The following is a 26,984-nucleotide window of genomic DNA, read 5'->3' as shown; positions in this document are numbered from 1 at the left end:
CCGCGTGCGTTCGAACATGCGACCGGCGTTCTCGCCCGTGCTCCGCCACGACGAGCGGCCGGACGAGACCGAGCCGGACATGGGCAGCACCCGCCTACTGCCGGCCCCACTTCGGCCGCGGAATCCCGTACAGCTGATGCCTGGCCGGCTGCGACATCCCGATCGGAGAGCTGACCGTCCTCTGGGACACTGGGGGTATGACGGACACGGGGGGCCGGGAAGGCGTGCGCGAAGGGCGGCGAAGGCGGCTGGTGGCCGCCGTGATTTCTCTTGGCGCGCTGGGTGTCGGTGTCGTCCACACCGTCAGGCCGGATCTGAAGATCGACGGTGCGACGCTGGTCCTGGCCGCGATCGCCGTGGTCCCGTGGCTGGGCGATCTCTTCGAGAGCATCGAACTGCCCGGAGGCGCCAAGTTCCAGTACCGGCAGTTGCAAGAGCGCGTGGAGGCCGTCGAGCAGCAGGCCGCGGAGGCCCGGCAGGTGGGGGACGACGCGAGCCGCCAGGCCCGGGTGGCCCTGGTGGCCGGCAGTGAGGGCATCGGGAGTGCCGAGGCGGAGGAGGAGGTCGGCCGTCTCGTCGGCGAGTTCGCGGACCTGCGGCGCAGGGAGCCGTCGGGGCCGGCGCGGACCTACCGTCAGGAGCTGATCTTCGCCGAGCTGGCCAGGCTCACTCCGCTGGTGGACGGCTACGACACCGCATCCGCTCTCGGCTCCGCCGACGGCGGGACCCGGCTGGCGGGCTACGCCCGCCTGTACGCCCGGCCGGAGGAGGAGTTCCTGTCGGCGCTCGTCGAGGCGGCGGCTTCCGAGGAGCTCGCGTTCAACCAGTACTGGGCCTTCCAGGCGGTCGGTTCGGTCGTCGACGCCGTCGGGCCGGGGAACGTGCGGCTCGACACGGTGCGGCGCCTGCGTGCCTGCCTTCCCGCACTCCCGCAGGGCACCGACCGCGTCCGGGTGCTGACAGCGGTGCTCAGGCGGCTGTACGGCGCGGCGGGCTGACGGTTCCTCGCACCGGGTGCCAGTCCTGATGGCCGGCGTCCTGCTCGGGGCAGGGAGTCCTGGACGAGTGGCCCGCCCCGAGTTCCGTCCTCTGACGCGAAGTCGAAGACCCTCGGCGACGAGCCGGGGTCGAGACGGAACGGTACCCGGTCCCCGGCTGCAGCCGCCGCAACGGGCTGTTGCCCGGTGACGCCGCCGGGTCGCGCAGGAATCCGATGCCGTGGTGCCCCGGCGCCGCCGCCAGGACAGCGGAGCCGGGGCACCACGGGTGGGTCAGTTGCTGGTCGTCAGCAGCCGGTTGGCCAGGGCGTCGGCGAGGCGGTAGGCCTCGTCGGCCGAGAGGGTGCGGCAGATGGCGTCCGCCAGCTCCTCCACGTTGTGCCAGTCGACGCTGCCGAGTTCCGCCTGCGGGGCGGCCGACGACTGCTCGTCCACCGGGGCCATGGCCCGCTGCTCCGGCATCGGGAGCGGCTCGGAATTTTCCGCGGAAAATCGCTCGGTGCTCCGGACGGGCTCGTCATTCGCGACCGGGTTGCGGGGTGCGGGCTCCGGCCGAGGGGTGACAGGAGCCGGGGCCTTCACAGTGGCCGGTGCCGTCTCCGCTGCCGCTGCCGCAGCCGACTGGGCCGGCGATGCGGCAGCGGGTGTCGCGGCGGGCTGCGGTGCGGGAGCCTCAGCAGGCGCCTTGGCAGCGGCCTTGGCCTCCAGCTTCGCGGCGCGCCTGGCGGCCACGGCGTCGGCGTCGGCCTGGAGCAGGTGCTCCAGTTCCGCGGTCTGCCCGGCCAGGGACATCGCCTCGATGCCCTTCACCGACCCGAGCCGGCGGGCGACGTTGATGGAGACGCCCTCCTCGCCGCGAGCCTTGGCCCGCACCTGGCGCTGCAGCTCGGGGTGGAGCTTCAGCAGGTTCTTGCGGTGCGAGATCCAGCTCTGGGACCAGCCCTCCGCCTCGGCGGCCTCCTTGGCGGTCGGGTACTGCGCCACGATGAGAAGGACCGCATTGGCCTCCTCGATCGGGTCGAAGTCCTTGCGCGCCATGTTCTCGTCGAGCGCGGCCCGCAGCAGGGTCGCCTTGGACTCCGCCACCGAGTCGTCCACGACGACGAGCAGCTGCTCGCGCCCGTACAGTTCCGCGGCGGCACGCCGGCGGTTGCCGTTGACGATGACGACGTCCTGCGGTCCCGCGCCCAGCGTCTGCTGGTCCTCCGGCCACAGCCGCAGGTAGGCAGCCGGGGTGACGGCGAGGCAGCTCTGCAGCTGGCGGTCCTTGATGCTCGCCAGGTCGGAGAGGTCGCCCAGCTCGTCACGGGGGTTGCGCGGGTTGGGGAGGCAGCTGGCGGTGAGGATCCACTTGGCCACCGGGGCGTCGTTGGCGCTGTCCACACCCGGAGCGTCGACGACCGGGTCGGTGGCCATCGAGGCGAAGGAAACACGACGGCCTGCCATCAGCGGCCCCCGTAACCGAGCTCGAGGGACAGACGGAAGAAGTCCTCGCGGGCCCGGTAGGCGGTGCCGCTCTCCTTGTACTGGGTGACGACCGTTCCCTCGGCCACCGCCCGCGAGTGGATCTTGTAGCGGCGCAGGACGGTCTTGGCGCGGGGCCACCCCTTCGCCGTGATGTACGCCTCGGTGTCCTCCAGGTCGGCGCGGCCGTCCCGGGGGTCCCAGTTGTTGACGACGATCCGGAAGGGGATGTCCATCGGCTCGATGACCTTCTGGATCGTCCGGGCCGTCGGGTCGAAGCACAGCGGCTCGGTGATCATCGGGACCAGGACGTCGTCCGCGATCTCCAGCGCCCTGCGCAGGATCTCCTCGTCCGCCAGGGTGCCCGGCGTGTCGATGAAGATGTGCTGGTACTCGTCCTTCTCACCGAGGACGTCGAAGGTGCACGCCGCGAGGTTGACCGTGGTGGTGGTCTTGCCCACGCCGCCCTTCTGGTTGGCGATGACGTGGATCTTCGCGCCGGTGTTCTTCAGGTGGATCAGCTGCTCGGCGTGGTCGTGTGCAGCCATGAAGTCGAAGGGCAGGTTGTCACCCACCCGCTCGGCCCAGACGACGGCGGACCCCTGGGGGTCGGTGGACACGACAAGCACGGATGGCTTCATGATGTTCCGTTCTCTCCGTGGGCTTCCCGGGCCGACTGCCCGGTACTGCGGATGCCCGCCGCTCAAAGCCGTGGTCGGCGGACAGGGAACAGCATTCCAGATGATCAGCCCGGAGCCTGACACGACCCGCGTGTCATGGAGCACAAAAGGGTTGGATCGCGGTGGCCGGACTTCCGGAGAACCGTCCTTCTTCCCTGAGATGGCGTCCAATCTCCAGGGTTTCCACCTGCGGTGATGCATGTTTGACGGAGGGGGGAATTTGTGAGCACCGGTCATTCGCATGGGAGGGCGCGTCGTGCGCGTGCCGACTGTCGTGGCACGGTGAGTCCCGCCCGGAGCCGGCCACCGGGTGACGGCCGGCTCCGGGCCCGAACTGGGCAAGGTGAACATCGGTGGTGCCCAGCCGACTGCGCCACCTCGGAGCAGCACGGGACGCGCGACGGTGATCCCGTGATCCCGCTGCTCGAGGTGCTCCCCCGTGCGGGTGACGTGGCGGAGCGATGCACCAAGGGTCGGCCAACCGAGGAAGTAGCCCTGCTCGGTTGAGAGAACGGAGCGCCAGGTTGGCTCCCGCGTAGACGGGGCTGTGGACTCGAACTGAATTAATTGGCGTACTCTGAGCCGAATCACAGCAGGTCAGAAAGTGTCGGCCCCGCACGCGCGGGGATGGCTCCTCGAACATCAACCTCGGCACCGTGAACGGCGGGTCGGCCCCGCACGCGCGGGGATGGCTCGATCCACGGCTTCGCCGCGCCCAACACGAACTCGTCGGCCCCGCACGCGCGGGGATGGCTCCGCGTAGTCGTCGGAGCGCTCGAAGCGGATCGCGTCGGCCCCGCACGCGCGGGGGCGGCTTTCATGACGAGCCGGCGTGGTCCTGGCGGCGGCAGGCTGAACGGCCCGGCCGAGACCAGCGCCCACCGGCTCCACAACCTACGACTGGGCATGGTTCCGAGCCCGCCCCCTGAAGGCCTCCGCCGCAGGACACGGCGTGTAGCCGAAGGCGAACCGGTGCCAGCAGCCTGTCACGAGATCGGCCCGAACGGCGTAGTCTCTCCGGATCGGGTCAGGTCGGATCCGAACATCACACCAGAACAGCCGAGAACGGGGATCGGAAGTGCGCCGTCATGCGCTGGTGGTCGGCGTGGGAGGCGCGGCCGCGAGCCTCACTGACGAGTCGCCTCCGAACTGGCCGCCGCTCGCCTACGCGGCCCCCTACGCGCAACGGTTGCGCGAGGTCCTGGGCAAGCAGTACTCCTACGTCCTCCTGGAGCCCGACCCGGATCCCGCGTCCACCGCGGCCGCGCTCAGTGACGCGCTGACGGCAGCGGTCAAGAGCGGGGCCGACTTCATCGTCATCCACCTGCTCGGGCACGGGGCGCCCACCCGCAACAGTCACGGGCTCCAGGTCGTCGGAGGTGACGGTGAGCTCACCGAGGCACTCTCCCGCTGGGTCGACCTGGCCGAGAACCTGACGACGGGAGGGGACAGCGAGCCCGCCGTCCTGCTCGTGCTCGACCTCTGCCACTCCGGCACGGTGGTGACCGAGCACCTGCGGTCGCTGGTCCGGCCGGAACATCGGCGGGTATGGGTGCTGGCGGCCTGTCAGTCCGACCAGTCGGCCTACGACGGCCGCTTGAGCCTGGCGTTCGACGAAGTCCTCCGGGGCTTCGCATCAGGCGCCCTGAAACTCGACGAGTCGCACGAGCACATACCGATCGACCGCCTCTGCCGCGAAGTGGCCCTCCACGTCGAGGACCAGGGTGCGGGTTCCTACTCCCAAGCCGTGGAGCGCCCGCTCGTCGCGCTCGGTACCGACCTGTCCCACCTTCGGTTCTTCCCCAACCCGCGCTACGAGCCTGGCGGTCCGCGCGGCCGCGCCGGCGTCGACCCGGCGGTTTTCGCCTTCCTCGACGAGGTGGCCGACGCTCGCCATTTCGTGGGGCGGGCGCATGGAGGCAACGGCGCCGCCGCCGAGAGCGGTCTGTCGACCTTCACCGGCCGAAGTGCCGAGCTGCGCGAACTCACGGCATGGGCGGAGGGTGAGGGCGCCCCGGTGCGGATCGTCACAGGGGCGCCCGGGGCGGGCAAGTCCACGCTGGTCGGCATCCTCGCCTGCACCGCGCATCCCCTGCTGCGCGAGGCCACGGAGTGGTTGTGGAGACCGTCGGCCGGCGACCTTCCCGACGCCGTCGAAGGGCTTGCCGTCGTCCACGCGCGACGGCGGACCGTCGCCAGGATCCTTTCCTCCCTCGCAGCCCAGTGGAACCTGGAACCAGCAGGCCCCACGACCACGTGGACCACGGACCGGCTGGTGGCCGCGTTGCGCACCAGAGCCGAACCGCCCCACCTGATCGTGGACGCCGTGGACGAGGCCGAGAATCCCGCTGACCTCGTCACCGCCCTGCTGCTGCCCCTGCTGTCGATCGAACGCGCGGACATGAAGCCGCTGTGCCGGGTGCTGATCGCCACCCGTCGAGAGGAGAGCCTTCGGCACCTCTTCGAGGTCACCGCCCGGTACTGCGATCCGATCGACCTGGACCATGTCCCCCCGGCCCGGCTGCGCAAGGACCTCGTGAACTTCGTCAGCCGCGTGCTGCGCCCCATGGCGGACGAGCCCGCGTGGTGTTCCCTGTCCGCGGCCGAGAGCCTCGGCAGGGCGATGGCGGACACGCTGCTCACCGGCACACGGGAGTACGGTGAGTTCCTCGTCGCCGGCCTCTACCTCCGCCTGCTGCGGGACCAGGCCGCGCCCCCGGTCGACGTGGCCGAAGCCGAGGCCTTGGGCCGGGACGTCCCCCGTACCCTCGGTGCGGTCCTCGACCTCGACCTGGAGGTCCTCGCCCGGCCCGGACTTCGCGAACTCCTGGCCGCGTTGGCGTGGGCCGAAGGCGACGGGATGCCTGAGGAACTGCTGGTCCGTGTCGCGGACATCGCGTCGGCTGGAGGGAGCGACGAGTGGGCGGACGCGGCGGAACTCCTTCAGATCGCGCGCTTCTACGTGCGCCGGAACGTCGACCGTGAAGGAACGCCGGTGTACCGCCTCTTCCACCAGGGGCTCGCCGACGAACTGCGCGGTCGGCCCGGTCTCGACGCGGCGACGGTCTGGGAGCGGCTCGTGGCCACGGTACGGCCGGCCGGTGCCCGGCAGGGCCGCTGGTCGACCGCCGTGCCGTACCTGCTGAGCCATGCCGCCCGTCACAGCGCCTCCGCCGGCAGGCTCGACGAGCTGCTCGAAGACGCCGAATTCCTCGTCCACGCGGATCCGGCCCCGCTGGTGAACGAGCTGTACCACGGTGGACGGAGCCCGCGCGCTGCCGTCTATCTGACGTCCTACGGAGCCCACTACGACGGGCCGCCCGACCAGCGGCGGACAGTTCTCGCCATCGACGCGGCCCGGCACCAGCAGTGGCAGCTGAGTTCCGAGCTGTCACGGGACACGGCGTGGAGGATCCGTTGGACGGCCGGACGCGATCTGCACCCCGGCCTGCTGAGGACGCTCACCGGGCATCGCGGCGAGATCTCGGACATGACGACGCTCGTGATCCAGGAGCGGCCCCATGCCCTGACGGCCGGACGGGACGGTACGGCGCGCCTGTGGGACCTGGATTCGGCCGAGACGACACACGAACTGGCCGGTCACGGCTCGCCGGTGAACTGCGTCGCGGTTGTGGAGGCGGACGGTGCGCACATCGCGGTGACGGGATGTGAGGACGGAGTCCTGAGGGGATGGGACCTGACGACGGGGCGTCGCCTCTGGATGCGGCAGGCCCACACGGGTCCGATCCGGTCGATGGTGGCCATGCCCTACGGCGGGGTGCCGGCGTTCGCCACCGCCGGGAGGGACAAGGTCATCCGCTTCTGGCATCCGGCCTCGGGGGACCCGCTGTCCGACATTCGGCTGCAATCGCTCCGAGCATCCCCCATCAGTGGTGACGTGTGGCAGCTTTCCCACGTCGTGGTCCCCGGCCGGGGTGACTGCGTCGTCGCCTGCTACAACGATTGGCTCTCGGTGCTCACGGTGCACGGTGAGGAACTGGGAGACGAGGACCTGTTGATCACAGGGCCGGAACGGCCGACGCGAGTGCGGTACATCGAGCGCGGATCCGATCTCGAACCGGTTTCGGGTGACAGTGACGGCATGGTCCTGATCGGGTACGAGCTCCTGGACGAAGCGCACGCCGATGCCATCACGGACCTCGCCCGTGTCCCCTTGGAGGGCTCCGCCTTCGTCGTCAGCGCGAGCGCGGACGGAACCGCCCGACTGATCGAGACGCGTGAGCCGTGGCGCGCGCGTCAGGTCGCCAGTCACACCACGAAGATCACTCGTGTAGCGGTGGCTCCCGACCCCGACGGCATGCGACTCCTCACCGCGAGCGAGGGCGGTACCGTCCGGATCTGGGACTTGACGGCCGAGACGACCCAGCAGCGGTACTCCGGGCACGTCCACACCGTCACCGCGCTGCTGGCTCTGTCGGGAGGCCGGCTGGTCTCGTGCGGCGCCGACGGGACCTTGGCGTTGTGGGACACCGAGACCGGGGAGAGGCGGCAGGTCTCCCTCCACGTTGATCACGACGGCCACCTGATATCGGATGAGGCGACCGGCATCGCGCTGCTGGAGGACGGAGAGCACCCGCGGATCGTCGCCTCCTGCGCCAGGGAGGACTTCGCGCTGTGGGACACGAGCGTCGCGGAGGAGACGCTCGAGGGACGGGTCGACGGTTCCCTGCCCGGTACCGACGCCATCGTCTCGGTTGTGATCGACGGCGTGCCCCACATCGCGTGCGCGGGCCCGACCGTCAAGCTCTACAGCCTCGATCGTGTGGACTACCTGGCGGCCTGGCCCCATGGCCACGGAGACTGGCCGAGCGCACCCACCGGCGAACGCGAGCTGGACCTGCCCGGAGACGTGGCCTGCATGGCCGCCTCGGCCGGCCACATCGTCGCCGGGTACCGCTCGGGTGTCGTCCGATCGGCACCGCTGCGAGGTTCGTCCGGAGGACGCGAGCTCACCCGGCACCCCACTGCCGTCTGGGCGGTGGCCACGGTCGAACTCGACGGGCAGCTCCACGCCATCAGCGGGGACCACGCGGGAGGGCTCCGCCTGACGGCGTTCGACGGCACCTCGCAGGTCGACCTCGTCGGACACACCCGCGCGGTCTTCACCGTCGTACCGGTCACGTTCCAGGGCCGAGCACACGTCCTCACCGGCGGCATGGACCGTTCGATGCGACTGTGGGACCTGACGACCGGTCGGCAACGCGACGTCTTCTGGTTCCCCGACACCGTGTTCGCCATCGCCGTGGCCGAGGACGGCACCGTCTTCGCAGGCGTGGGCCCGGACATCGTCCGCCTGGAGACGACCGACCACCTGTCCCCGCTGCGGCCCTGGACGGCCCCGGCACGAGAAACGAGGACCGCATGACCGCCATCGTCGGAGTGCACGGCGTCGGGCACTACGCGGCCGGCCACTCCCCCGTGGATGTCGTCGCCGCCCGCTCGACGCTCTGGACCGGGGACCTCGCCGCCGGACTCGGCGTCGCCCCCGACCGGATATCACTGACCTACGCCTACTACGCCCACCACCTGCACCGCGACCGGCCGGTCGCGCAAGGGGCGGCGGACGCTCTCGAACAGCTTGTGCGCGAGCATCCGGAGGCGGTCGCCGGGGTCACGGACTGGGCGGAATCGTTGGACGAGTCCCTGGGCCTGGGGCTGCCGGCGGTCACGGCGCAGGGACGTCTGGCCGTGCCTCTGCGGCAGCTCGTGTCGGTCATCGCCGAGCGCCTCAGCCTCGACGGCCGGCTGACCCGGGCCTTCATCGGCCTGTTCTTCCGGGACGTCGCCCTCTACCTCGGGCAACGGGACGATGCCACCCGTATCGCCGCCCGCGACGAGGTGGCCGCCGTCATCGCGTCGGCAGGGGCACGGGTCGTGATCGCCCACTCGCTCGGCAGCGTGGTCGCCTACGAGGCCCTGCACGCGCACCCCGAACTCGAGGTCGACCTCCTCCTGACCCTCGGCTCGCCGCTGGGGCTTCCCCACGGGGTCTTCGACCGGCTGTCACCGACGCCTGTCGACGGCACCGGGCAGCGACCGGGAGGGGTCCGCCGTTGGGTCAACCTCTGCGACCACGGCGACATCGTCGCGATCCCCCGACCGCTGAAACGACGCTTCCCCACCGTGGACCTCGACCTGGTCGACAGCATCGCCCCGTTCGACTTCCACAAGGTGGCGCCGTACCTCCGGTCGGCCGCGGTGGCTGCGACCATCGCCCCGTTCCTGGGCGGTGACGGCTCGTCGCGCTGACGAGCGCCGTCGCACGCTGAGGGAAGGAGCGGCCGCCGCCTACGGATTCGGTCTCCTCCCCGCCGACGTCGCCTGGGGCGGGAGCCAGTCCCCTGCCCCTCCGCTCGCCTGTCCCTCCCCTGTCGCCTTCCCACCGGGGGCGGTCAGCCGGGCTACAGAGGTGGTGCGTTCCGCCCCTCCAGTCGGCCGGTGCGGGCGGCCGCCCAGGGGTTCTGCTTCCGGACCCGGATCCGGCGGAAGTAGCGGCGCATCGCGGCTGAGTCCTTGCGCCAGTCACCCATTTCGGCGATCTGGTCCTCGGGAACATCGGCCTCGCGCAGCGCGGAGGCCCCGCCGGCCCGGAGGCCGTGTGCGGTGACGGCCTTGGCGGTGGCCTCGTGCAGGAGCGCGTTGTAGCCGGACTCGACGCGGTGCTGTTCCGAGAGGTCGGCCACGTGCCGGTACGCGTTCCGGGCACGGGACTTGACGATGGTGTTGACGGCGTCGCCGGACAGGTAGGAGAGCTCCACCCACTCCTCGACGGCGATCTCGTGGTCCGCCTTCGGCTGCCCGTCCCGGTGCTTCGGCCGGGTCTGCGGAGTGAGCCGGACCTGGAGCCGGCCGGCCTTGTTCAGCGCGCGGAAGAGGGCCTGGTCGAGCGGCATGCGGACGGTGCGGGCGTACTCCAGCCAGGCGCGCAGGCGGCGTACCGGGCACAGGTGCGGGGCGTCGTCGCGGGCCGGGATCCAGGCTTCGAAGACCGAGCCGTCCTTGCGGGTCTTGCGGGCGACGAGGCGGACGGCGATGCCGTCGGGGTGAAGTTCGGCGTGCACGGGTACCAGGTGGGCGAGCTCGATGCGGCGGCTGAGCAGGTGCCAGCCCATCGTGAGCATGGCGGCGTCGCGTCGGCCGATGCCCTGGCGGTGGTCCCGGTCGCAGTCGGCGACCATCTCCTCCAGGTCGGCCTCCAGGATCGCGGGCGACTGCCTCTCGGTCTTGGTCGCGGACCACTTCCTGCGGAAGGCGGCGATCATCCTGCTGGTCTGGATGGTCCCGGGCCGGGTGTTCCCGGGGGTCTCCCGCTCCTGCCAGGTGACCACGGTGCTGTGGTAGTCGGAGACCGTGTTGGGGTCGTAGACGTCGCTGAGGATCATCCACCCGACGTACTCGATCAGCGTCGCCGTGGTGCACGGCAGTGCGACCCGTCCGCGCTCGGCGCACCAGCGTTGGAACACCCGGATCCGGGCCCGGTGGTTGCGCTCGGTGTTGGGCACCGTCGAGTCGCCGAGGAGCTGCGCGATCTCCTCGCTGATGACGAAGTCCCCGGCCGCGTACTCGGGCGCGGTGAACTCGGCCGGCAGCGGCCGGCCTGCGACCAGCACGGTGTCACGGTCGAAGCCGCCGATGTCGATCCCGTGCCCGCCGGAGCGGGCGGCGGGCAGTCGCTGGTCGTCGCTGTCGACGAACTCGGCTTCCACGACGTCGAGTTCGTCGCTCATGCCTGCCCGCCGTGGAGGTGGTGCCACTGCCGTCCGAGCTGTGCGGATCCGTGGGTGGCGGGCCCGGCGGGCGCGCCGGGTGTGGGTTCGGTACTCAACTCGGCTCTCCTGCGCGCACGGGCTGCTGACGGAGAAAGCCTCTCACAGCAGTTGCCTCGTATATTGCCAGATATACGAGGCTAACGACCGTTCACATGTGGTGGGAGGGGGTGAGGGATGCGGGGTCGGACGGGTCGTCCGTCAGGTGTCTGATGGTGAGTCAGGTCGTTAGGATTCTAACGGAGACCGTGCAGGTCAGGAGGCACCTCCTCACGTGAGTAGGTGGTCCCTATCCGGCACTGGTCGCCTCCGTGGGACCAATTGGTCCCACGGAGGCGACCAGCGCCGGGCGGTCTGGGGTGCTCCGGGAGGTGTCGCCCCCGCGGGGCGAGCCGGAACCGTCCCGCGCGGGACGCTTCTCCCGTGTTCCGGTGTGCCGTGGTACGCCGGCTATCGTGCATTATCGCCATTATCTATGCGATGCGGCAAAGTCGATGTTTGCGGCGAGGGTTAGTGACAGGTAGAATCCAATAGCCATCGCGAAGTTCGAAGTCTTTATGTCGCCACCATTAAAGACTTTGGAAGCATCTCGGATCTATTGCTAAGGTTCATTGGTTGCGAGACTGACGATATTGATAGCTTGGGATCACTTTTGATCGAAAATGTGAAGAAGTGGTCCCATGTGAGACTCCGGTGCCCAGGTGCCGGAAAGCGGTGCAAGCCCGTTCGGGCCCCCTTGCATGAAGGACCGAACGGGCTCAGGCAGGCCGCACGAACGCGGCCGATCCACCGCTGGTGTCGGCGCAGCAGGGTGGCACCCCTGCTGCGCCGCGCCTAATCGCCGCTAAAAGCCCTGGTCAGGGCCGTCAGTAGCCTCAGGCACTCGATGATCAGCCTGCGGTTCTCGTTGCGACGTCCCGTGTCCTCCGGCTCGGAACCCTGGTCGGACTCATCGCCGTGCGCCTCGCGGCGCGTGGGCGACTCGTCGTCCTCACCAGGCCTCTTCCTCCGCATGAACATGGAACACGCACTCCTCCCTGTTGGATCGCCCGAAGGGTTTCGGGACGTACGCGGGGGGTGGAGTCCAGGGAACTTCCTGGTAAGCGCTGCGAAGCGATAATAACGGCCGCTCAGCCACATTTACAAACTCGCAGTCGGGGCCGGAAGAAAACATATCGCCACGATATGGCTGTGGGTGATCTGCCCCTTTTGGCATGCGAAAGTAAATTACCGGCCGGTAGTAGTAGTCCGCCCCGCCGGCCACACCCGCTCAGAACGTGCGGTCGCCGGAGCTGTGCGAGCGGCCGGTGTCGGTCAGTGCGTGCACGGCTTCGGAAACGAGTGGCCATGACCCCGCCGCCGCACTCGGGAAACGATGTCGCTGTCCGACGTAGTCGGCGCTACGGTGGCGGCATGCCCATCAGCGTGACCGTGCGGACCTACACCGGAGAGACCCTGGCAGTCTGCACCCACCCGGCGATCGGTGACCTGTGCCGACGAGCCGAAACCTTGGCCTTGCCGCTGCTCGGCTACGTCGATCCCTATGACGACACCTGGTTCAACAGGTCGCAGATGCGGCTCCTGGTACCGGAGCTGAAGGCGCTGGTCGACAGCGCCTCAGCACCCGAGGCCGAGGCCGCAGCAGAAGTGCTCGCGTTGGCCGAGCAGCTAGAACACAAGCCGCACCGCTACCTCGTCTTCAGAGGCAACTGAAGATCACTTCTCCTGCGGAAACGGGTCCTCCTGCGTCATGACCTCGCTGTCGGTCGCCTGTACGAGGCTCCATGGACTGCGGCACGAGGAGATCAGCATGGGCGCCTGGGACCTGGGCCTTTGCCGAACCGGACCTGGCAGCGGCCGAACTCGCCGTACTCGGCGCCGTGTGGGTCGCGGTCGAAGACGAACTCCGCACCAGCGATCTGGCGGCCGCTGAGTTTATGCCCCGGCAGGCGGCGAGGCTGAGCGGCGGGTTCGGCCGAGCTCCGGCCGACAGCGCCGTACCTCTCACTCCCGCCAGCGGGGAGCCTCGTCGTCCGGGGTGTCAGGGCTGGCGAAGTGGAAGGGGACCGACAGGTGCTCGGCCAGGGTCCGGCCCGCGTGTTCGGCGGCCGCGGCGCACACGAGCTGTCCGCTGCCGACCCCTTCCCCGTCCAGGTAGCGCCTGGCCGTGGTGGAGTGGACGGTGGCCAACGGGTGCTCCTGCGCCGGGTCCTCGGTGATCGCCAGCAGGACCGTGAACCAGTCGTGGACGGTGTCGCCGTCCCAGACCGCCTCGATCGCCACGACGCGGCCGGGGCAGCCGGCGGCACGAAACGCCAGGGACTCCAGGTCGAGGGGGCTGTCGGGGCTCCGGGCGATCCGGTCGCCGTGGTGGGTGTAGCGGTCGTTGACGATGTCCTGCGCGATGCGGATGCCGATGCCGGAGGGGACGCGGCCGACATCGACGACGGTGCGCAGCGCGTGGAAGAGGGAGTCCTGGAGGACGTACCCGTCGATCTCGTCGCGGATTCCCGCAGGCAGGCTCTCCCACCACGCGGCCCGCGCCGCCTCGTCCATCTCCACCGGTTCCTCCCCCGCCTCGCTGCGGCCCTTCCCGACAGGGCAGTGCGCCACGGTACCCGAGGCGGTACGAACGAGCGCCCGATTTTCCTGTCCACCCCCGACGCACCCTCGCTCCGTGCCCGACGACCCCGGTCCCACCTGTGTGATCGGGATACCCGAGCCCGGCGGCGAGGACGTGCTCTCCTGAGCCCGGCACCTGTGGGAGACCGAGGGGCACGCGGCTGGCGGCGCGCCAACCGGATATGCGTCGAGTGCGCCGCACGCGGGACGATCACGATCAGCGGGAGGGGGGCTCCTGCCGCGACAGCGCCAGCTTTCGGCGTCCTCGGTCGATGTCGGTGACGACGACCAGGACTTCGTCGCCGACTCCTACGACCTCCTGCGGCGTCCGTACGGGTGTCCGTGCGAGGTCCTTGAGGTGGATCAGCCCCTCGACCCCGTCGGCGACCTGGACGAAGGCGCCGAACGGGACCAGCCGGGTGACCCTTCCGCGCAGTGTCCGGCCCGCGGCGACTCCGTCGGCGAAGTCCTGGAAGGGGTCCGGCCGCGTAGCGCGCAAGGACAGCCTGGCCTCCCCGTTCGTGGTGTCGAAGTGGAGGAATCCGCACGAGACGCGCTCACCGACCCGGACGATGTCCGTGGCCGTTTCGAAGTGACACCAGGACAGTTCGGGGATCGTGACGAACCCGACCCCCGGGAAGACCGGATGGCCGGGCCCGTCGTCCAGCGCCACGAACACGCCGAACGACTCGATCGACGCGACCGTGCCGGCGAGGATCTGGCCTGGGGCGAGCCGCTTCAGAAAGGCCCACAGCTCCGGGTTCCCGGTGGCTGCCATGGACAGCCGTACGCGGCCCGCAGGCAGGTCGACGGCGATGACCTCAGCGGTGATCCGCCGACCGACCTCCACACCCTCGCTCCGAGGCCGCCCCCAGGGCAGGTCCAACGAGCCGACGAACCCCAACGGTCTCGCCGGGAACCCGTCCAACGTCACCGCCACCCCGGAGCGGGTGACCTCTGACGCGACCCCACCACACAGGTCGCCGACGCGGATCGCTGACAGAAAGCTCCGTACGGCGCGGTCCTCCGGTACTTCGCGCATGTCGGCAAGCCACGGCATCCCACCTGGGCATCTCAGTGACCGTTGACACAGGCCGACGCGACGCCTCCCGGCCTGGTCGTGCGGTGACCGTCCATCGCTCGTCGACGGTGAAGCCGTCGGGGTCAGCAGACCTTCCGGTAGGGCACCTCGGGGAGGTACGTGTCCCAGTCGGATTGCGGCAGTCCGCCTCCGGCTCGTTCGCACATGTCGGCGGCTTCCTGGTCCGGGGCGACCGGGATCTCGTGCGCCGGTACGTGCTCGGTCGCTATGCGCAGGGTGCGGTCGTCGGGGCCGAAGGCCAGGGAGAGGGTGGCGCCTCCTGTCGTGGGGACAGCGGGGCCGAGTGGCTGGTGGGATGCGAGGTCCCACATCCGCAGTGTGCCGTCGGTGCCCGCGGCGGCCAGGATGCGGCCGTCGTGGGAGAAGGCCAATGCGGAGATGGGGTCGAACGCCCCCGTGGCGTTGGGTCTGAAGCTGCCGGGCAGTACGCCCAGGTTCCGCTCGGCGTTGTCGTCCCAGAGCGTGACGCGGCCGGCTTCGTCGCCGGTGGCCAGGTACGTGCCGTCCGGGCTGAACGCCACGGTGTGCGTCGTGTTCTGGGTGAGCGTACGAGGGACCACTCGACCTGACGGCAGGTCGGCGAGTTGGTTGTGGGAGGTGACGAGGAGCCGTCCGTCCGGCCGGACGGCGAGTTGCTCCCCGCCAAGGCCGGAGAGCACCCGGGTCCTGGCCCGTTGGGGCAGGTCCCAGACTTCCAGGGCCTCCTGCTGCGGAATCCGTGACACCAGGAGCGACCTTCCGTCCGGTGTGAAGGCGATCGCATTGACGTCGTCCACCGCACGCCGTTCGGGAGCCGCGAGATCCAGGGCCGCGGTCGTGCGGCCGGCGGAGACGTCCCAGACGGACACTCTGGGTGGTGAAGTCGGCTGCCTGTGGTCGACGATGCCGTAGGCGAAGGCTCGCCCGTCGGGACGGAACGCCATGAGGACGGTGCAGGAGAAGGAGAGCCGTCTGCCCTCGGGAGGCGGCAGGCAGGACAGGACGGGCAGGTCGACGACGTGTCCTCCGCCGCGGAGGTCCCGCAGTCGGATGTGGTGCGTGTGGTCGCCCGCGGACGACAGCAGGGTGGCGAGCGTGCTGCCGTCCGGGCTGAACACGGCGGCTGAGATCGGCTGGCTCGTCCAGGCCGGGGCGAGGACGTTCGTGAGGTCGATGGTGCGCACCGCGGCTCCGGTCGAGCCCTCCTGGTAGCGGATCCGGTGTTCGTCCGGATCCAGCCTGAACTGGCTGGCGTCGGTGTTGGCGAGTGGATGCCGCAGGAGCGGGACCGACGGGATGTCGAGGCGCCACAGCAGCACCTCCTTGCCGTCCGACGCCACCATGAGCGTTCCGTCCGCGCTGAACGACGCCTCCCTGAGGTCGGCGTGTTCGACCCGCGGGAGTTCCGTTCCCGAGGCGATGTCCCAGATCCGGACGCCGCCGCTGTCGACGACCGCCAACCGGCGGCTGTCCGGTGAGAACCCGACGGCCTGGTCCAGGCACTGCTGCGCGGTGGCGTCGGGAGCCCCGGCGAGCGGGACCTCGCGCTGCTCGGGCACGTTCCACACCTGGACCGGCCCGCCCGGAACGCACAGCGCCATCAGGCGGTCGTCTTGGCTGACCGACGCCTCGGGATACGGGAAGTTCTCCAGGCGGGGCCACTCTCCCCACATCCGCCGCTGCCTGACCTCCGGTACCCGGCGCGTCTCGTCGCGGGTGGGCGCTCTGTGTACGCCGCCCCCGGTGCGTCGTTCGAGCAGGAGCCGGCCGCTGTGGCTGTCCCGGACCTGGACCACGTCGTCCGTGCCCTCGGTCGCGAAGAGGACCAGGGTCCGCCCGCTCGGACCGAGCCGGGCCGCGGTCCCGGTCAGACCGGGGTCGAACGGGTGGCGTGTCACCGGGGATCCGCCCGTACTCTCCGCCGGCAGGTCCCACACGTTCACATGATCGAGTCCGAACACGGCGAGTGTTCGGGTGTCGGCGCTCATGTCCTCCACGTCCTCGGCCTCGGCCCCCAGGCCGGGGAGTGTTGCCACTCGCCGGTGCGTGCCGACGTCCCACTTCACCACCTCGTCCCGGCCGACACCGACCAGGGTGCGGCCGTCGCCGCTGAGGAAGTGGGTCTGCGGGACGGCTTTGCTCGACGGGGGGTCGGTGAAGACGTCCTGGTCCGGCTGGACGGCTGCGCCGAGCAGCGCGGACCGTGACTCGGGTAGATCGGCGGTCTTCCACGCGGCGACGCTCAGCCGCATCGCCGTGACGGGGTCGGAGGAGCGCATGCCGTCCGCCACCGCGGCGGCCCGGCGGGCGGCGGCCTCCGTACGGCGGCGTTCGCCGGTCAGGTTCTGCTGCCACGCGATCACCCCGGCCAGCAGGACGAGCACGACCAGGGCGGACAGCGTGGCGAGCAGGGTGCGCAGCCGCCGGGCGGAGCGCGCGGTCTTCCGGTTCTCCTGGTCGCGGGCTGTGAGGGCGGCGGTGAGGAAGCGGGACTCCAGCGGGGTGAGGTCGTCGCGGTGCCCGGCGCCGGCGAAGGTGGCTTCGGCCGCTGCCACGCGGGTGCCCCGGTAGAGCGCTCCGGGGTCATGGCCCAGTTCCTCCCAGGCCTTGGCGGCTTCGGTGAGGTGCCGGTGGCGGCGCAGCCTTTCGCGGGCGTCTTCGACCCACGCGCTCAGGCGCGGCCAGCAGCTGATCAGAGCCTCGTGCGCCAGGTGGACGGTGTCTCCGTCCAGGGTGATCAGCCTGGCGCGGGTCAGGCTTTCCAGCACCGCTGCGGTGTCGGCGTCACCGGTACCGAGGGACTCGAGTTCGGTGCGGTCTGCGGGTCGGCTGGTGTCCTGCGCGCCCTCTCCCGGGGTGACCAGTCGCAGCAGGATGCGCCGGGCGACGGCGGCCTGCTGCGGCGTCAGGCGGTTGTAGGTCTGTTCCGCGGTGCGGGCGATGGCGCCGTGCACACCTCCGGCGGCTTCGTAGGCGGCCTCTGTCAGTGTCCTGCCCTTGCGGCGGCGCCAGGTCTCCAGCAGGGCGTGCGACAGCAACGGGAGACCGCCCGGCTCGCCGTCGACCTCCTCGATGATCCTCGAGGTCAGGGCGCGCTCGACGATCAGGCCCGCGCCGGCGGCCGGATTGACGATCGCCTCCCGCAGCTCCGCCGGGCCCATCGGCCCGACCAGCAGCGTGGCCTCCCGCAGGGCCACGGCGAGCCCGTGGTGCTCCGCGCAGCGTCCGAAGAAGTCCGCCCGCACCGCCAGGACCACCCGTAATCGGCTCTCCGGCTCACACGCCGCCAGCAGCAGACCGATGAAGGCGGCACGCTCCGCCGGCTCGGTGGACAGCGTGAACGCCTCCTCGAACTGGTCCACCACCAGCACCGTGTCGCCCGTGCCGTTCCCGGGCGCGACCAGCGCGGCGTGCTCGGAGGCGGGCCGCGGGCCCGGAGTGAGGATCCGAATGGCAGCCGGACCCGTGCCCGTAGCACCCCGGTCCCGGAGCGCCGGGATCAGTCCGGCGCGGAGCAAGGAGGACTTGCCGCTGCCCGAGGCGCCTACGACGGCGACCAGGCGACGGGAGTCCACCAGTCCCAGCAGGTCGGCGACGAGCCTGTCCCTGCCGAAGAAACGCTCCCGGTCACCCGGTTCGAAGCGGGCCAGGCCCCGGTACGGCGCATCGGCATCATCACCGTCCTCCGCGGCCACGTCCCGCACCGCGGCGTGCCAACGCCGCTCCCACTCCGTGAGGTCCCCGCCACAGGCCTCCACATAGGCCAATGCCACCGGCAGCGACGGGAGCTGCTGCCCGCCGGCCGCCCGCGACAGCGTCGCGACCGAATACCGGGTACGGCCGGCCATGACCCGGTAGGTGACGTCCCCCGCATCCCGGCGCAGCTTGCGCAACTCGGACGCGAAGCGCTGGACCGGCCCGGCGGCCGGATCCAGCGGGCCTTCTTGGCGGCCCATCCGTGTCCTCCCCCGCTCGGCGGCACCCGGACCGTCAACGTACGCACCGGAGAGAGCCGCGGCAACGGCTTCCCAACGGCCTGTCCTGTTTCATCCGTCGTTCCGGCCCACGGAGCGGCACTTTGTTTCACGTGGTGAGGAGGGCTGCGCAACAACCAGTCGGCCGTGAAAGCTCGGTCGTGTCAGGGCCGGAAGGCGACACCACCGCCCCTGACGCCGGCCCGACCGCGCCCCGCGGTACCGCCGCCCGCGTGGGCTGCGGTACACGTGCGGCGGAGATTCCGAGCCGGGCAACGTCCCTCACCCCTCTGTTTCGCACCGACAGGAGACAGCCATGCGATTGGCCAAGATCCGTGCCGCAACGGTCGCACTCACCCCGACGCTGAAGGCGAAGCGATTGTCCGCGGCCACGGCGGCAGCGGTACTGCTGGTGCTTCCTGCAGCGGGAGCGGCCCATGCGGCGCCAGGCGAGAAGACCGCGCATTCCGGCCGCTACCACGTGGTCGGTGCGGTGCAGGAGATCTCCCCTGAGGCTGCCGAGCGGCTGCGCTCCGGCGCTGAGCAGCAGGGCCTGGCCTCGTCGTGGGTAACGCCGTGGGCGCATTGGACGCCGTACGCGGGCGGCGAGGTGAACGATGTGCGTATGCACGTGTTCAGCGGCTCCGACGGCCACGACCGAGCGTACGCGGAGGCCTACCTGAACTATGCCTGGGACGGGCTGTACCTGGACGTCTCGCAGACTGCGGGAAACGGGCACTGGCCGTGGCAGGCCCAGAACCTGAGTACCGTCGGCGGGCAGTCACATCGGGAGACTGCCAGCGTCTATGACGGGCCGGGCAACTGGGTGCGGGCGTGCGGCGCTTCATGGGGGGATGACAACGACCCGTGGGGCAACCCGAGGTGGGGCACCAACATCGCATGCACCGCCTGGAACTGACCGGCCAAGGAAGAGGCCGGCTCCACACCATCAGGAGGTCGCGTTCCGCACCGGCTCCAGGACCGTCGCGCCGACAGCGGACGGTACTGCCCGCCGGGCAACGCCGATCTTCTCTCCTCAGGAAGGAACGTCCCATGAAGCGCATGAACCGGTTGACCGGGATCCTGTTCGGCCTCGCCGCGGCCACCACGGCGCTGACCGGCTTCGCCGTCCCCGCCGCGTCCGCCGCCACACCCCAGGTCACCGCCGGTTGCTACGCGTCCTCCTGCAACGGACGGGACCCCATCCAGATGGGCTGCAACGCGGACGCCTACACCGTGGAATCGGTGAGTTCCGCCTACGGCACGATCGAACTCCGCTACAGCTCCTCCTGCAAGGCGAACTGGGCGAGGATCTCCGGTGCCTCGAACGGACAGCTGTTCTGGGTGGAGAACAGCTCCGACATCCAGTTCTGGAACGCGATCGGCTCCACCGGCTACGGCGACATGGTCGACGGATCGGGCAGCGCGCGCGCCTGCATCTCCGGCAACGGTCCCTGCACCGGCTGGCACTGAGACTCCTCTGCCCGGCCGGGGCCGGGAAGCCGCGCGGTTCGCGCTGGTTCCCCGTCCCCGGGCCATGGCCACGGCATGCGACATCGGAGAACCTCAGGACTCCGTGACACCGCCGTTCTGCGGGCCCCCGTTGCAAAGCGACCCCCCAGGACAGGACCCAAAGGCCCAGCACCACCGAAACGGACATGGCATCGACACGCATTCCGGGCCGGGACCTTCCCGGCCCGGAATGCAGACACCAGGAGGAAGAACATGAAGACACGACGCATCCTCACCACCCTGCTGTTGGCGGGGACGGTGGCCACCGCGACGCTCGCGGTGACGCCCGCCGCGCAGGCCGCCCCGAACAACGGGAACTGCCGCGGCGCCCGGGCCTTCTGCTTCTGGTACAACAGCAACCAGTCCGGCTCGGTGGCCGGCTGGGACCTGCTCACCGGCTTCAAGGGCTTCGAAGACCTCGCCTACGCCGGCGCGTTCCAGGGCCCCGGCAACGGACAGGGCGTCGCGGTGAAGAACAACGCGGCCTCCGCCACCTACCAGTTCCCCGGCAACTGCTACGGCTACGTCAGGGTGTACTACAACAGCGGCTGGAGCGGGCCCTCGGACGACGTTCCGGCCTGCGGCAACATCAACCTGGTGCGGACGAAGAACGAAAACGCCTCGTTCTACGTCTACGGCTGACCCAGCAGGACCCTGCCGGGCCGTCCGACTCCTCGGACGGCCCGGCCGACCGGAGACACGAGGCCCTCGACACCATGGACACACCACGGCTCACCGCCCCGCTCGCGGCCGTCGCCACCTGCCTTCTGCTGCTCGCCTCCTGCTCCACGAACAGCGGAACCACCACCGGCACCGCACCGACCTCCACCAGGGGAACGCCACCCGGCCCGGCAGGCACCTCCGCCGACAGCACCAAGACCGCGCCCGACCCCGCCGACGACCCCACCGTCATCTCCCTGCCCCTGGACCCGTACTTCCTCCCACCCGCCGACAACGCCCGGCTGCACACCGCCCTGGACCGACTGGTCGCCGACTGCCTGCGTAACGCCGGAGTCCGACCACCCGCCCCGGCCACCGCCCCGACCCCCGTGCTGGGCCGGTACGAACGGCGCTACGGAATCACCAGCGCCTCCGGGGCCCGAACCACCGGCTACCACCTGCCCGCCCACCCGGACCCGGCACAGGTACGGCTCTCCCCTGACCAGCTGAACGCGCTCACCGGCCCGCAGAGCTGCCAGGAATCCGCCGCGCGCCGGATCACCGGCACCACCAGCTACCCCGGAGACGCCTACCTGGTCCGGTCGGTCAACCAGGAGTCCTTCGACCAATCGACGAAGAACCCGGAGGTCGTGGCCGCCGTCGCCGCGTGGTCCCGGTGCATGAAGCAGGCCGGCCACGACTACGCGACACCGCTGCAGACCGGCACCTGGCCCTCCGAACAACCCACCGACGAAGAGCGGACGACCGCGATCACCGACGTCGTCTGCAAACAACAGACCCGGCTCGTCCGGATCTGGAACGAAGCCGAGGCCGCCATCCAACGCACCCTGATCCAGCAGAACACCACCGCGTTCGACAACGTCCTGGCCGAACGCCGCCGCATGCTCAGCGAAGCGGACACCCTCCTCGCCGAAGGTCCGGCGTCCGGGCCGAGCCACTCGGCCGCCTTCGAGTAGTCACCGGGCCAGGGAACCCCCAGGGCAGGGGCCACTGCGGGCCTGCGGCACGGCGCCCGGTCGGTGCCCCACCACGGCGATGACTACGACTGGGATGCCTGCGTCGACCTCCTCTTCCAGGGCACCGACATCCTGATGCTCTTCAGCGCGCACCTGGACGGGATCGAAGACCCCGACGACATGGCCAACCAGGCCATGGGCATCGGCGACATGCGCCCCGCTGCCTGGTTCACGCCTTCGACAACGTCCAAGCCCGCAACCCGGGGCGCGGCTTCCGCCGCTGACCCGGCGGTGTAGAGGTCGCTCTCGGGCGTCGCGAGGGACACGAGCAAGGCGTAGGAGACCGGTCGGCTGACCCGGTCGAATCTGTTGTTGCACTTCCACCAGCTGGGCAGACCGCAAGGGCTCTGCGGTCGGGGAGATCGGCGGCCCCAGAAAACGCGGGTGGGGCCCGCAATGCCGGATGCATCGCGGGCCCCAGGGTGGGGGGTCAGGTGTTGTTCGGGTACATGGTCCAACGTTGGTTGGCATGATCAGGGAGACACTCCCCGATGGCCAGGACTGTTCCGTTGGCGTCGATTGCGCCGGGGAGGTCGAGGCAGCGGTCGGCGGTCGGATTATAGATGCTGCCGTCGGCGCGCAGGGTCCAGACCTGACCGGTGGCCCCGACGCAGTCGGTGATCACGACCTGGGTACCGGAGCTGGTGGCGTTGTTCTTGGTGGCGACGCAGCGTCCGCTGGTGCGCAGGGTGCCGTCGGAGCCGAAGGTGAACTTCTGATTGGCGCCGGCCCAGCAGTCGTAGAAGCGAAGGTTGGTGCCGTTGCTCGCGCCAGAGTTGTCAAGGCAACGATTGGGGTTGGCGGCGGAGTTGATGTTGTACGAGGCGGGCTTCGGCGTGTCCAGGACGCGGATGTCACCGAAGCGCGGCAGGCCAGCCTCGGGCGCGGTGCCCAGGTACTGGACGAGGCTGTGGTTGTTGTCGGTGATGATCAGGTCGGGGTACCCGTCACCGTTGATGCCACCGGGAGAGTCGACCACAGGGTACGTGGCCGAGCTGAAGCCTCCGACGAGGGCCGTGGTGGCGGTGGGCGCCTGCCAGTACTGGCTGCTGTTGTCGAGGCAGTCCGAGATGATCAGATGGGTGCCCGGCACGTTGCTCCCACTAGGGACGGTAAGGCAGCGGCCGGAGTTGGGGTTCTGCAGGGTGCCCGGGTAGGGACCGGGGACCCACTTCTGGGCGGCGCCGCTGTGGCAGCCGTACAGATTGACCGGCGCGCCGTTGTCGGTCAATCCATTGGTGATGTCGAGGTTTGCTGGGAGTGTCCGATGCCTGAAGGTCCGATGACCTGATCCGCGCTCAGGCCGCTGCCCGCCTCGTCGACGGCGGGCAGCGGCCACCTCAATGCCGCTTCCGTACAAGGAGAAAGTATGCCCAGAGACATCGCCACGGTCTGCCTGGAGGCGACCCCTGCCGAGAATGTCATGGCCGCTCTCACTGCCTCCCTCGCCCCCTTCGCGCACGAGGCCCAGCCGGTCGACAACCGCTGGCAAGGGGAATGGGACTGGTGGCACGTCTACGGAGGCGACGGCGAGCATGGCCTTGCCGTCCGTCTGGGCCATGAGAACGACCCGCGACTGATCCGTCATCCCACCTGGCTGGACGGCTCCCCACGCCCGGCACAGCCCGCACACCGTTGCGACGGCGGGCCCCGAGGCCTCCTCGACCTCGACACCGAGCGCACAGCCGCAGCTGTCGCAGCTGCCACCGAGTGGGATGCCTGGTTCACCTTCGCTGCCCGGTTCCCACCGGCCCACTCCCTCCGGACAATCACCGAGCGCAGCCGGTCCGGGTCCTCCGCTGCCAGCTCGGCCTACCAGGCGTTCAGGAAACAGCCGCTCATCCAGGCCTTTGCCGCCTGGCAGCAGTCCGACCCGTACGCGCCCACCTGGACGAAACACTCAGACCCCATCGGGCACTTCGACGTGAGCCGTGAACAGTACATGCATCGAGCCGCAATACGGGTCCAGACCACGAATATCCTGGTCACCATCGACGGCCGGTGGATCGACCGCTTCGAGTACACCCCCACGCCGCAGCAACCGGTCGCGGCCAACGCGTACTTCGACTTCGCGGACCAGTACCTCCACAACCTGCCGGAGGACGCCATCATCGTCCGTGTCCGATTCCATTCGTGACTTCTGGCCGTCAGCGCGGACTTGCCTCGTTCAAAGCCATCGGCCGGGCCCGTCCGCTTGGCCCAAACGGTCGCCGCGCTGGCCCGGCTAAAGCTTGTTGCAGAAGGTCGGGTGTGGGCAGGTCGGTGTGTGGTCTGGCCTGCTGGTTCACGGGGTTCGGGCGAGGTTGTGCATGTGGGCGGCGGCCTGCACCGCGTGGTGCAGGCCGCCGCCTTTCTGTCGGCAGTCTCGGAGGATCTTGTGGTTCTTCATGCGGGCGAAGGTGTGCTCGACGCGGGCGCGTACGCGGCGGTGTTCGGCGTTGTCCTCCTCCTGGGCCCGCAGGAGCGGGCGCCCGGGTCGTCGGCGGTGCGGGACGACCAGGCCGGTGTTGAGGTAGGCGCCGTCCGCGAGCACGGTGGTGCCGGCCCAGGTGGCGGGCAGGTCGGAGGCTCGCCAGGCGTGGGCGTCGGCCCTGTTGCCCGGTACGGGGCGGGCGGTGGCGACCACGAGGCGGGTGTCGGCGTCGATGACGACCTGCACGTTCGCCGAGAACCGGTAGTTGCGGCTGGACGCGGCCACCGTCCGGTCCCGGACCGGGATCAGGGTGCCGTCCACGATCCACAGCCGCTCCACGCCCGGTCGCGGGCGTGGAGCGGCTTCCAGGGCCAGGAACGGAGCGAGACGCCGGACGATGCGGCGCACCGTCGCCGTCGACGGCAACCGTCCGGCGCGCATCACTTTCCGACTCCATGTCGTTACTCGACGCTGTCGGCAAGGTGCTGGTTCCCGGCGAGCGGCTCGGGCTGGATCATTCGGCGCTCCCCTTCTCCTTGGTGTAGCGGCCACCCAGCCGGGCGGGCCACCCCCTCCAGCGGGCGACCGCCATGTTCCGAAAGGAGCGTGGATCGGTGGCGCGGCCGCAGCCGGCGGCCGGACGCCACGTCGGCAGGTGCCGCAGCAGCGCGCCGTAGTCGGTGTGGGCGTTGTGCGCGGCGATCCAGACGCCCTCCAGGTCGGCGTGCACCCGCTCGGCGATCTGCTCCCAGGCCGGCGCGCGGGCGACGTCCCGGTTGGTGATGCGGTGCACGCGCATCGCGGGCTGCGTGATGGGGCGCGGCGGGCGGATCAGGCTGGAGCGTGCCGACGAGGGCACCGGTTGCCCGGCCACCACGGGGATGGCCGCGACCTCGACCAGGTCCGGCGGCTGGGCGCCGTTGCCCTCCACGTCCACGACCACGACCCGGGGCCAGGTCTGGTAGTCCATCACCGCTCCTTGCCGGCGAGGCTGCGCACCAGCACCGAGCGGCTGCGCTCCAGCGCCGCGGTGAGGCCGTTCCGCAGCTGCTGAGGGATCAGCTCGGTGCCGAGTTCGCAGGCGGCCACGGTGGCGGTCAGCCGCTCGCGCTCGGTGCCGGTCAGCAGGCCGGAGCAGCCGGGGTGGGCGAGGACTTCCCGGGCGGCGTAGCCGTCGCCGTGCTCCAGCGTCCGGGCGATCAGGGAGCGGGCGGTACTGGCGGCGGCCGGCTGGCCGGTGCCGCCGGCGGCCTCGATGAGGGAGAGTCCGAGGCGGGTGTCGAAGACGGCGAACCGCGGTTCGCGCTGGTGCTGCTCGTAGCCGTCGAGCATCGGGGCGGGGTCGGCGGCAGGGTGCCCGGCGTGCCGGCGGCACAGCGCGGCCAGGCAGGCGGTGACGGTGGCTTCCCAGGGGTCGCCGGGCAGGGTGGCGGCGATCAGGTCGAGCGCGCCTTCGGTGTCGCCGCCGCAGGCGAGGGCGAGCACGGCGATCTGCCGGCCCTCGAACATGCGCCGTCCGATCGTGCCGGGCCGCGCGAGGTGATCGTGGGCCTGCGCCCACCGGCCCGCCCGTACCAGCGCGCGGGCGCCGTCGAAGAGGAACGTGCCGCGCATCCACCGCACCATCTCGGTGTGGTCCGCGTCGGTGGCGGTGAGCGTGCCGACGGGCACCGTGATGCCGTCCACGGTGGTGTCGGCGCGGGCGGCGACCGCGCGGTTGAGTTCGTGGAGCATGCGGAACGCCTGGTCGGCGTCGTCCTCGCGGATCCGCAGGCTCGCCAGGTTGACCAGCGGGGCGAGGGAGTAGCACGCCTCCTTTCCCGGCAGCGGCCGGACGGCGAAGAAGATCTCGGCGTGGTCGGCGCACAGCTTGCGGGCCAGGCCGTGCAGGCCGACATCGCAGGCCAGCAGTGCGGCACCGTTGTGCACCGACGATGCGACCGTGGTGTCGGCCGTGTCGTCGGCCTGCACGGCGAGCTCGCCCAGGCGGCGCACCCGGTCCTCCAGCGGCCGGCACGCCGGGCGGAAGCGGGGGGCGAGGGGGAAGCGGCCGGTGGTCTCGGTCAGCTGGGCCATGGTCACTCCTGTCCGAAGACGACGCGGCCGGCGGTGGTGGCGAGGGCGCCCTGGGCGGTGGGGGGCAGGCCGAGCCGGTTGAAGTGGAAGAGCAGGTGCTGGGCGCAGACGGCGCGCAGGCCCCGGGTCAGGTGGCCGTCGTGGGCGAGGCGGCGCAGTTCCTGGCCGGCCAGCGTGTGGGTGTCGATCCAGGGGGCGGCGAAGGCGAGGGTGCCGGTGGCGAGTGCGCTGCCGGGGCCGGTGTCGACGGACATCAGTCGCTGGACGGCGGGGGTGAGCCGGTTGGCCTGCGCGGGGTCGGGGGCGGGCCGGTGGGCGGCGACGCGGGCCCAGACGTCGTCGGGTAGCGGGGACGCATTGCTGCGTCCCCGCCCCCTCAGAACCGGCCGTGCCCGTTTCCGGGCAACCGGCTCAAGCAAGCCCTATGGCTCGCGGGCCCGCGAAAATGCTGGAGCCTGCCGGCTGGCGGTTGTTAACCGTCGGTGGCAGTGCGTGTGGACCAGACGTGGTGCGGCGGGTTGGTCCGGCCTGCCATGCCCCGTGTCGGCGATGATCGCGGATTTACGGATCGCCTTGCGGGTGCCTTTGAGCCACTGTTCCCATTCTTCAGGGCTTTGCGGCTCATGGTCGGCGTGTAGCAACAGCTCTCCGCAGTACGGGCAATGGCCGTTTTGAGCCTT

Annotated in this window: 21 protein-coding genes, 1 pseudogene and 1 CRISPR repeat array; of the genes and pseudogenes, 10 read left to right on the top strand and 12 right to left on the bottom strand. The window is 70.4% G+C overall.

The window, feature by feature from the left end; genetic code table 11:
- Positions 1 to 197: 197 nt before the first annotated feature.
- Positions 198 to 998 (top strand): hypothetical protein, encoded by an 801-nt coding sequence (locus tag ACFY4B_RS17485; RefSeq protein ID WP_387968555.1) that lies wholly within the window; start codon positions 198 to 200, stop codon positions 996 to 998.
- 273 nt (positions 999 to 1,271) lie between these two features.
- Here the strand turns inward: ACFY4B_RS17485 and ACFY4B_RS17480 are convergent, their stop codons facing one another.
- Together ACFY4B_RS17480 and ACFY4B_RS17475 are read right to left on the bottom strand one after the other, a co-directional pair.
- Entirely contained in the window at positions 1,272 to 2,414 is a 1,143-nt protein-coding gene (locus tag ACFY4B_RS17480; RefSeq protein WP_387968553.1) for a ParB/RepB/Spo0J family partition protein, read from the bottom strand.
- 29 nt (positions 2,415 to 2,443) lie between these two features.
- Complete coding sequence (locus ACFY4B_RS17475) at positions 2,444 to 3,082, bottom strand: ParA family protein (RefSeq protein WP_375876880.1); 639 nt, start codon at positions 3,080 to 3,082, stop codon at positions 2,444 to 2,446.
- Between the two features lie 666 nt (positions 3,083 to 3,748).
- Positions 3,749 to 3,959: a CRISPR direct-repeat array (repeat unit 28 nt; unit sequence GTCGGCCCCGCACGCGCGGGGATGGCTC).
- 654 nt (positions 3,960 to 4,613) lie between these two features.
- Between ACFY4B_RS17475 and ACFY4B_RS17470 the strand changes: the two genes are divergently transcribed.
- Positions 4,614 to 8,528, top strand: coding sequence for a hypothetical protein (locus ACFY4B_RS17470; RefSeq protein WP_387968551.1), 3,915 nt, complete (start codon positions 4,614 to 4,616; stop codon positions 8,526 to 8,528).
- Positions 8,525 to 9,412, top strand: a complete 888-nt coding sequence (locus tag ACFY4B_RS17465; RefSeq protein ID WP_387968549.1) for a hypothetical protein — start codon at positions 8,525 to 8,527, stop codon at positions 9,410 to 9,412. The genes ACFY4B_RS17470 and ACFY4B_RS17465 overlap by 4 nt, the downstream gene beginning before the upstream one ends.
- Positions 9,413 to 9,564: 152 nt before the next feature.
- On the opposite strand, the gene ACFY4B_RS17460 is transcribed toward ACFY4B_RS17465, so the two are convergent.
- Complete coding sequence (locus tag ACFY4B_RS17460; RefSeq protein ID WP_387968547.1) at positions 9,565 to 10,890, bottom strand: hypothetical protein; 1,326 nt, start codon at positions 10,888 to 10,890, stop codon at positions 9,565 to 9,567.
- 1,452 nt (positions 10,891 to 12,342) lie between these two features.
- Between ACFY4B_RS17460 and ACFY4B_RS17455 the strand changes: the two genes are divergently transcribed.
- Positions 12,343 to 12,642, top strand: coding sequence for a hypothetical protein (locus ACFY4B_RS17455; RefSeq protein ID WP_387968545.1), 300 nt, complete (start codon positions 12,343 to 12,345; stop codon positions 12,640 to 12,642).
- A gap of 291 nt (positions 12,643 to 12,933) precedes the next feature.
- On the opposite strand, the gene ACFY4B_RS17450 is transcribed toward ACFY4B_RS17455, so the two are convergent.
- From ACFY4B_RS17450 to ACFY4B_RS17440, 3 genes are all read right to left on the bottom strand, one after another.
- Positions 12,934 to 13,485 (bottom strand): hypothetical protein, encoded by a 552-nt coding sequence (locus ACFY4B_RS17450; protein WP_380663319.1) that lies wholly within the window; start codon positions 13,483 to 13,485, stop codon positions 12,934 to 12,936.
- A 283-nt stretch (positions 13,486 to 13,768) separates the two neighbouring features.
- Positions 13,769 to 14,401, bottom strand: coding sequence for a S1 RNA-binding domain-containing protein (locus ACFY4B_RS17445; protein WP_387968543.1), 633 nt, complete (start codon positions 14,399 to 14,401; stop codon positions 13,769 to 13,771).
- A 314-nt stretch (positions 14,402 to 14,715) separates the two neighbouring features.
- Entirely contained in the window at positions 14,716 to 18,588 is a 3,873-nt protein-coding gene (locus tag ACFY4B_RS17440) for a helix-turn-helix domain-containing protein (RefSeq protein ID WP_387968542.1), read from the bottom strand.
- Positions 18,589 to 18,922: 334 nt separating this feature from the next.
- On the opposite strand from ACFY4B_RS17440, the gene ACFY4B_RS17435 reads away from it, so the two are divergent.
- From ACFY4B_RS17435 to ACFY4B_RS17415, 5 genes are all read left to right on the top strand, one after another.
- On the top strand, positions 18,923 to 19,525 hold the full coding sequence (locus ACFY4B_RS17435; RefSeq protein ID WP_387968540.1) for a hypothetical protein: 603 nt from the start codon (positions 18,923 to 18,925) through the stop codon (positions 19,523 to 19,525).
- A gap of 134 nt (positions 19,526 to 19,659) precedes the next feature.
- Entirely contained in the window at positions 19,660 to 20,079 is a 420-nt protein-coding gene (locus ACFY4B_RS17430) for a DUF2690 domain-containing protein (protein WP_387968538.1), read from the top strand.
- 252 nt (positions 20,080 to 20,331) lie between these two features.
- Positions 20,332 to 20,760, top strand: a complete 429-nt coding sequence (locus tag ACFY4B_RS17425; RefSeq protein WP_375876891.1) for a hypothetical protein — start codon at positions 20,332 to 20,334, stop codon at positions 20,758 to 20,760.
- Between the two features lie 74 nt (positions 20,761 to 20,834).
- Positions 20,835 to 21,755 (top strand): hypothetical protein, encoded by a 921-nt coding sequence (locus ACFY4B_RS17420; protein WP_387968536.1) that lies wholly within the window; start codon positions 20,835 to 20,837, stop codon positions 21,753 to 21,755.
- Between the two features lie 63 nt (positions 21,756 to 21,818).
- Positions 21,819 to 22,052: a hypothetical protein gene (locus ACFY4B_RS17415; RefSeq protein WP_380670520.1), complete on the top strand. Its 234-nt coding sequence runs from the start codon at positions 21,819 to 21,821 to the stop codon at positions 22,050 to 22,052.
- A gap of 193 nt (positions 22,053 to 22,245) precedes the next feature.
- On the opposite strand, the gene ACFY4B_RS17410 is transcribed toward ACFY4B_RS17415, so the two are convergent.
- Positions 22,246 to 23,154: a ricin-type beta-trefoil lectin domain protein gene (locus tag ACFY4B_RS17410; protein WP_387968786.1), complete on the bottom strand. Its 909-nt coding sequence runs from the start codon at positions 23,152 to 23,154 to the stop codon at positions 22,246 to 22,248.
- A gap of 30 nt (positions 23,155 to 23,184) precedes the next feature.
- Here ACFY4B_RS17410 and ACFY4B_RS17405 point away from each other — a divergent pair, with 30 nt between their 5' ends.
- Entirely contained in the window at positions 23,185 to 23,952 is a 768-nt protein-coding gene (locus ACFY4B_RS17405) for a hypothetical protein (RefSeq protein ID WP_387968534.1), read from the top strand.
- Between the two features lie 147 nt (positions 23,953 to 24,099).
- On the opposite strand, the gene ACFY4B_RS17400 is transcribed toward ACFY4B_RS17405, so the two are convergent.
- The 5 genes and pseudogenes from ACFY4B_RS17400 to ACFY4B_RS17380 form a co-directional block, all read right to left on the bottom strand.
- On the bottom strand, positions 24,100 to 24,840 hold the full coding sequence (locus tag ACFY4B_RS17400) for a transposase (protein WP_387968784.1): 741 nt from the start codon (positions 24,838 to 24,840) through the stop codon (positions 24,100 to 24,102).
- Entirely contained in the window at positions 24,743 to 25,198 is a 456-nt protein-coding gene (locus tag ACFY4B_RS17395; RefSeq protein ID WP_387968532.1) for an exonuclease domain-containing protein, read from the bottom strand. Before ACFY4B_RS17395 ends, ACFY4B_RS17400 begins: the two co-directional genes overlap by 98 nt.
- Positions 25,198 to 26,304 (bottom strand): hypothetical protein, encoded by a 1,107-nt coding sequence (locus ACFY4B_RS17390; RefSeq protein ID WP_387968531.1) that lies wholly within the window; start codon positions 26,302 to 26,304, stop codon positions 25,198 to 25,200. The genes ACFY4B_RS17395 and ACFY4B_RS17390 overlap by 1 nt, the downstream gene beginning before the upstream one ends.
- Positions 26,305 to 26,306: 2 nt before the next feature.
- Entirely contained in the window at positions 26,307 to 26,558 is a 252-nt protein-coding gene (locus ACFY4B_RS17385; protein ID WP_387968529.1) for a hypothetical protein, read from the bottom strand.
- A gap of 168 nt (positions 26,559 to 26,726) precedes the next feature.
- Positions 26,727 to 26,984: pseudogene (locus ACFY4B_RS17380) on the bottom strand (RNA-directed DNA polymerase); the annotation flags it as partial.

Source organism: Kitasatospora sp. NPDC001261 (assembly GCF_042896795.1).
Classification (GTDB): Bacteria; Actinomycetota; Actinomycetes; order Streptomycetales; family Streptomycetaceae; genus Kitasatospora.
Note: the sequence above shows the minus strand (reverse complement) of the source record. Positions and strands in the feature narration are given on the sequence as shown.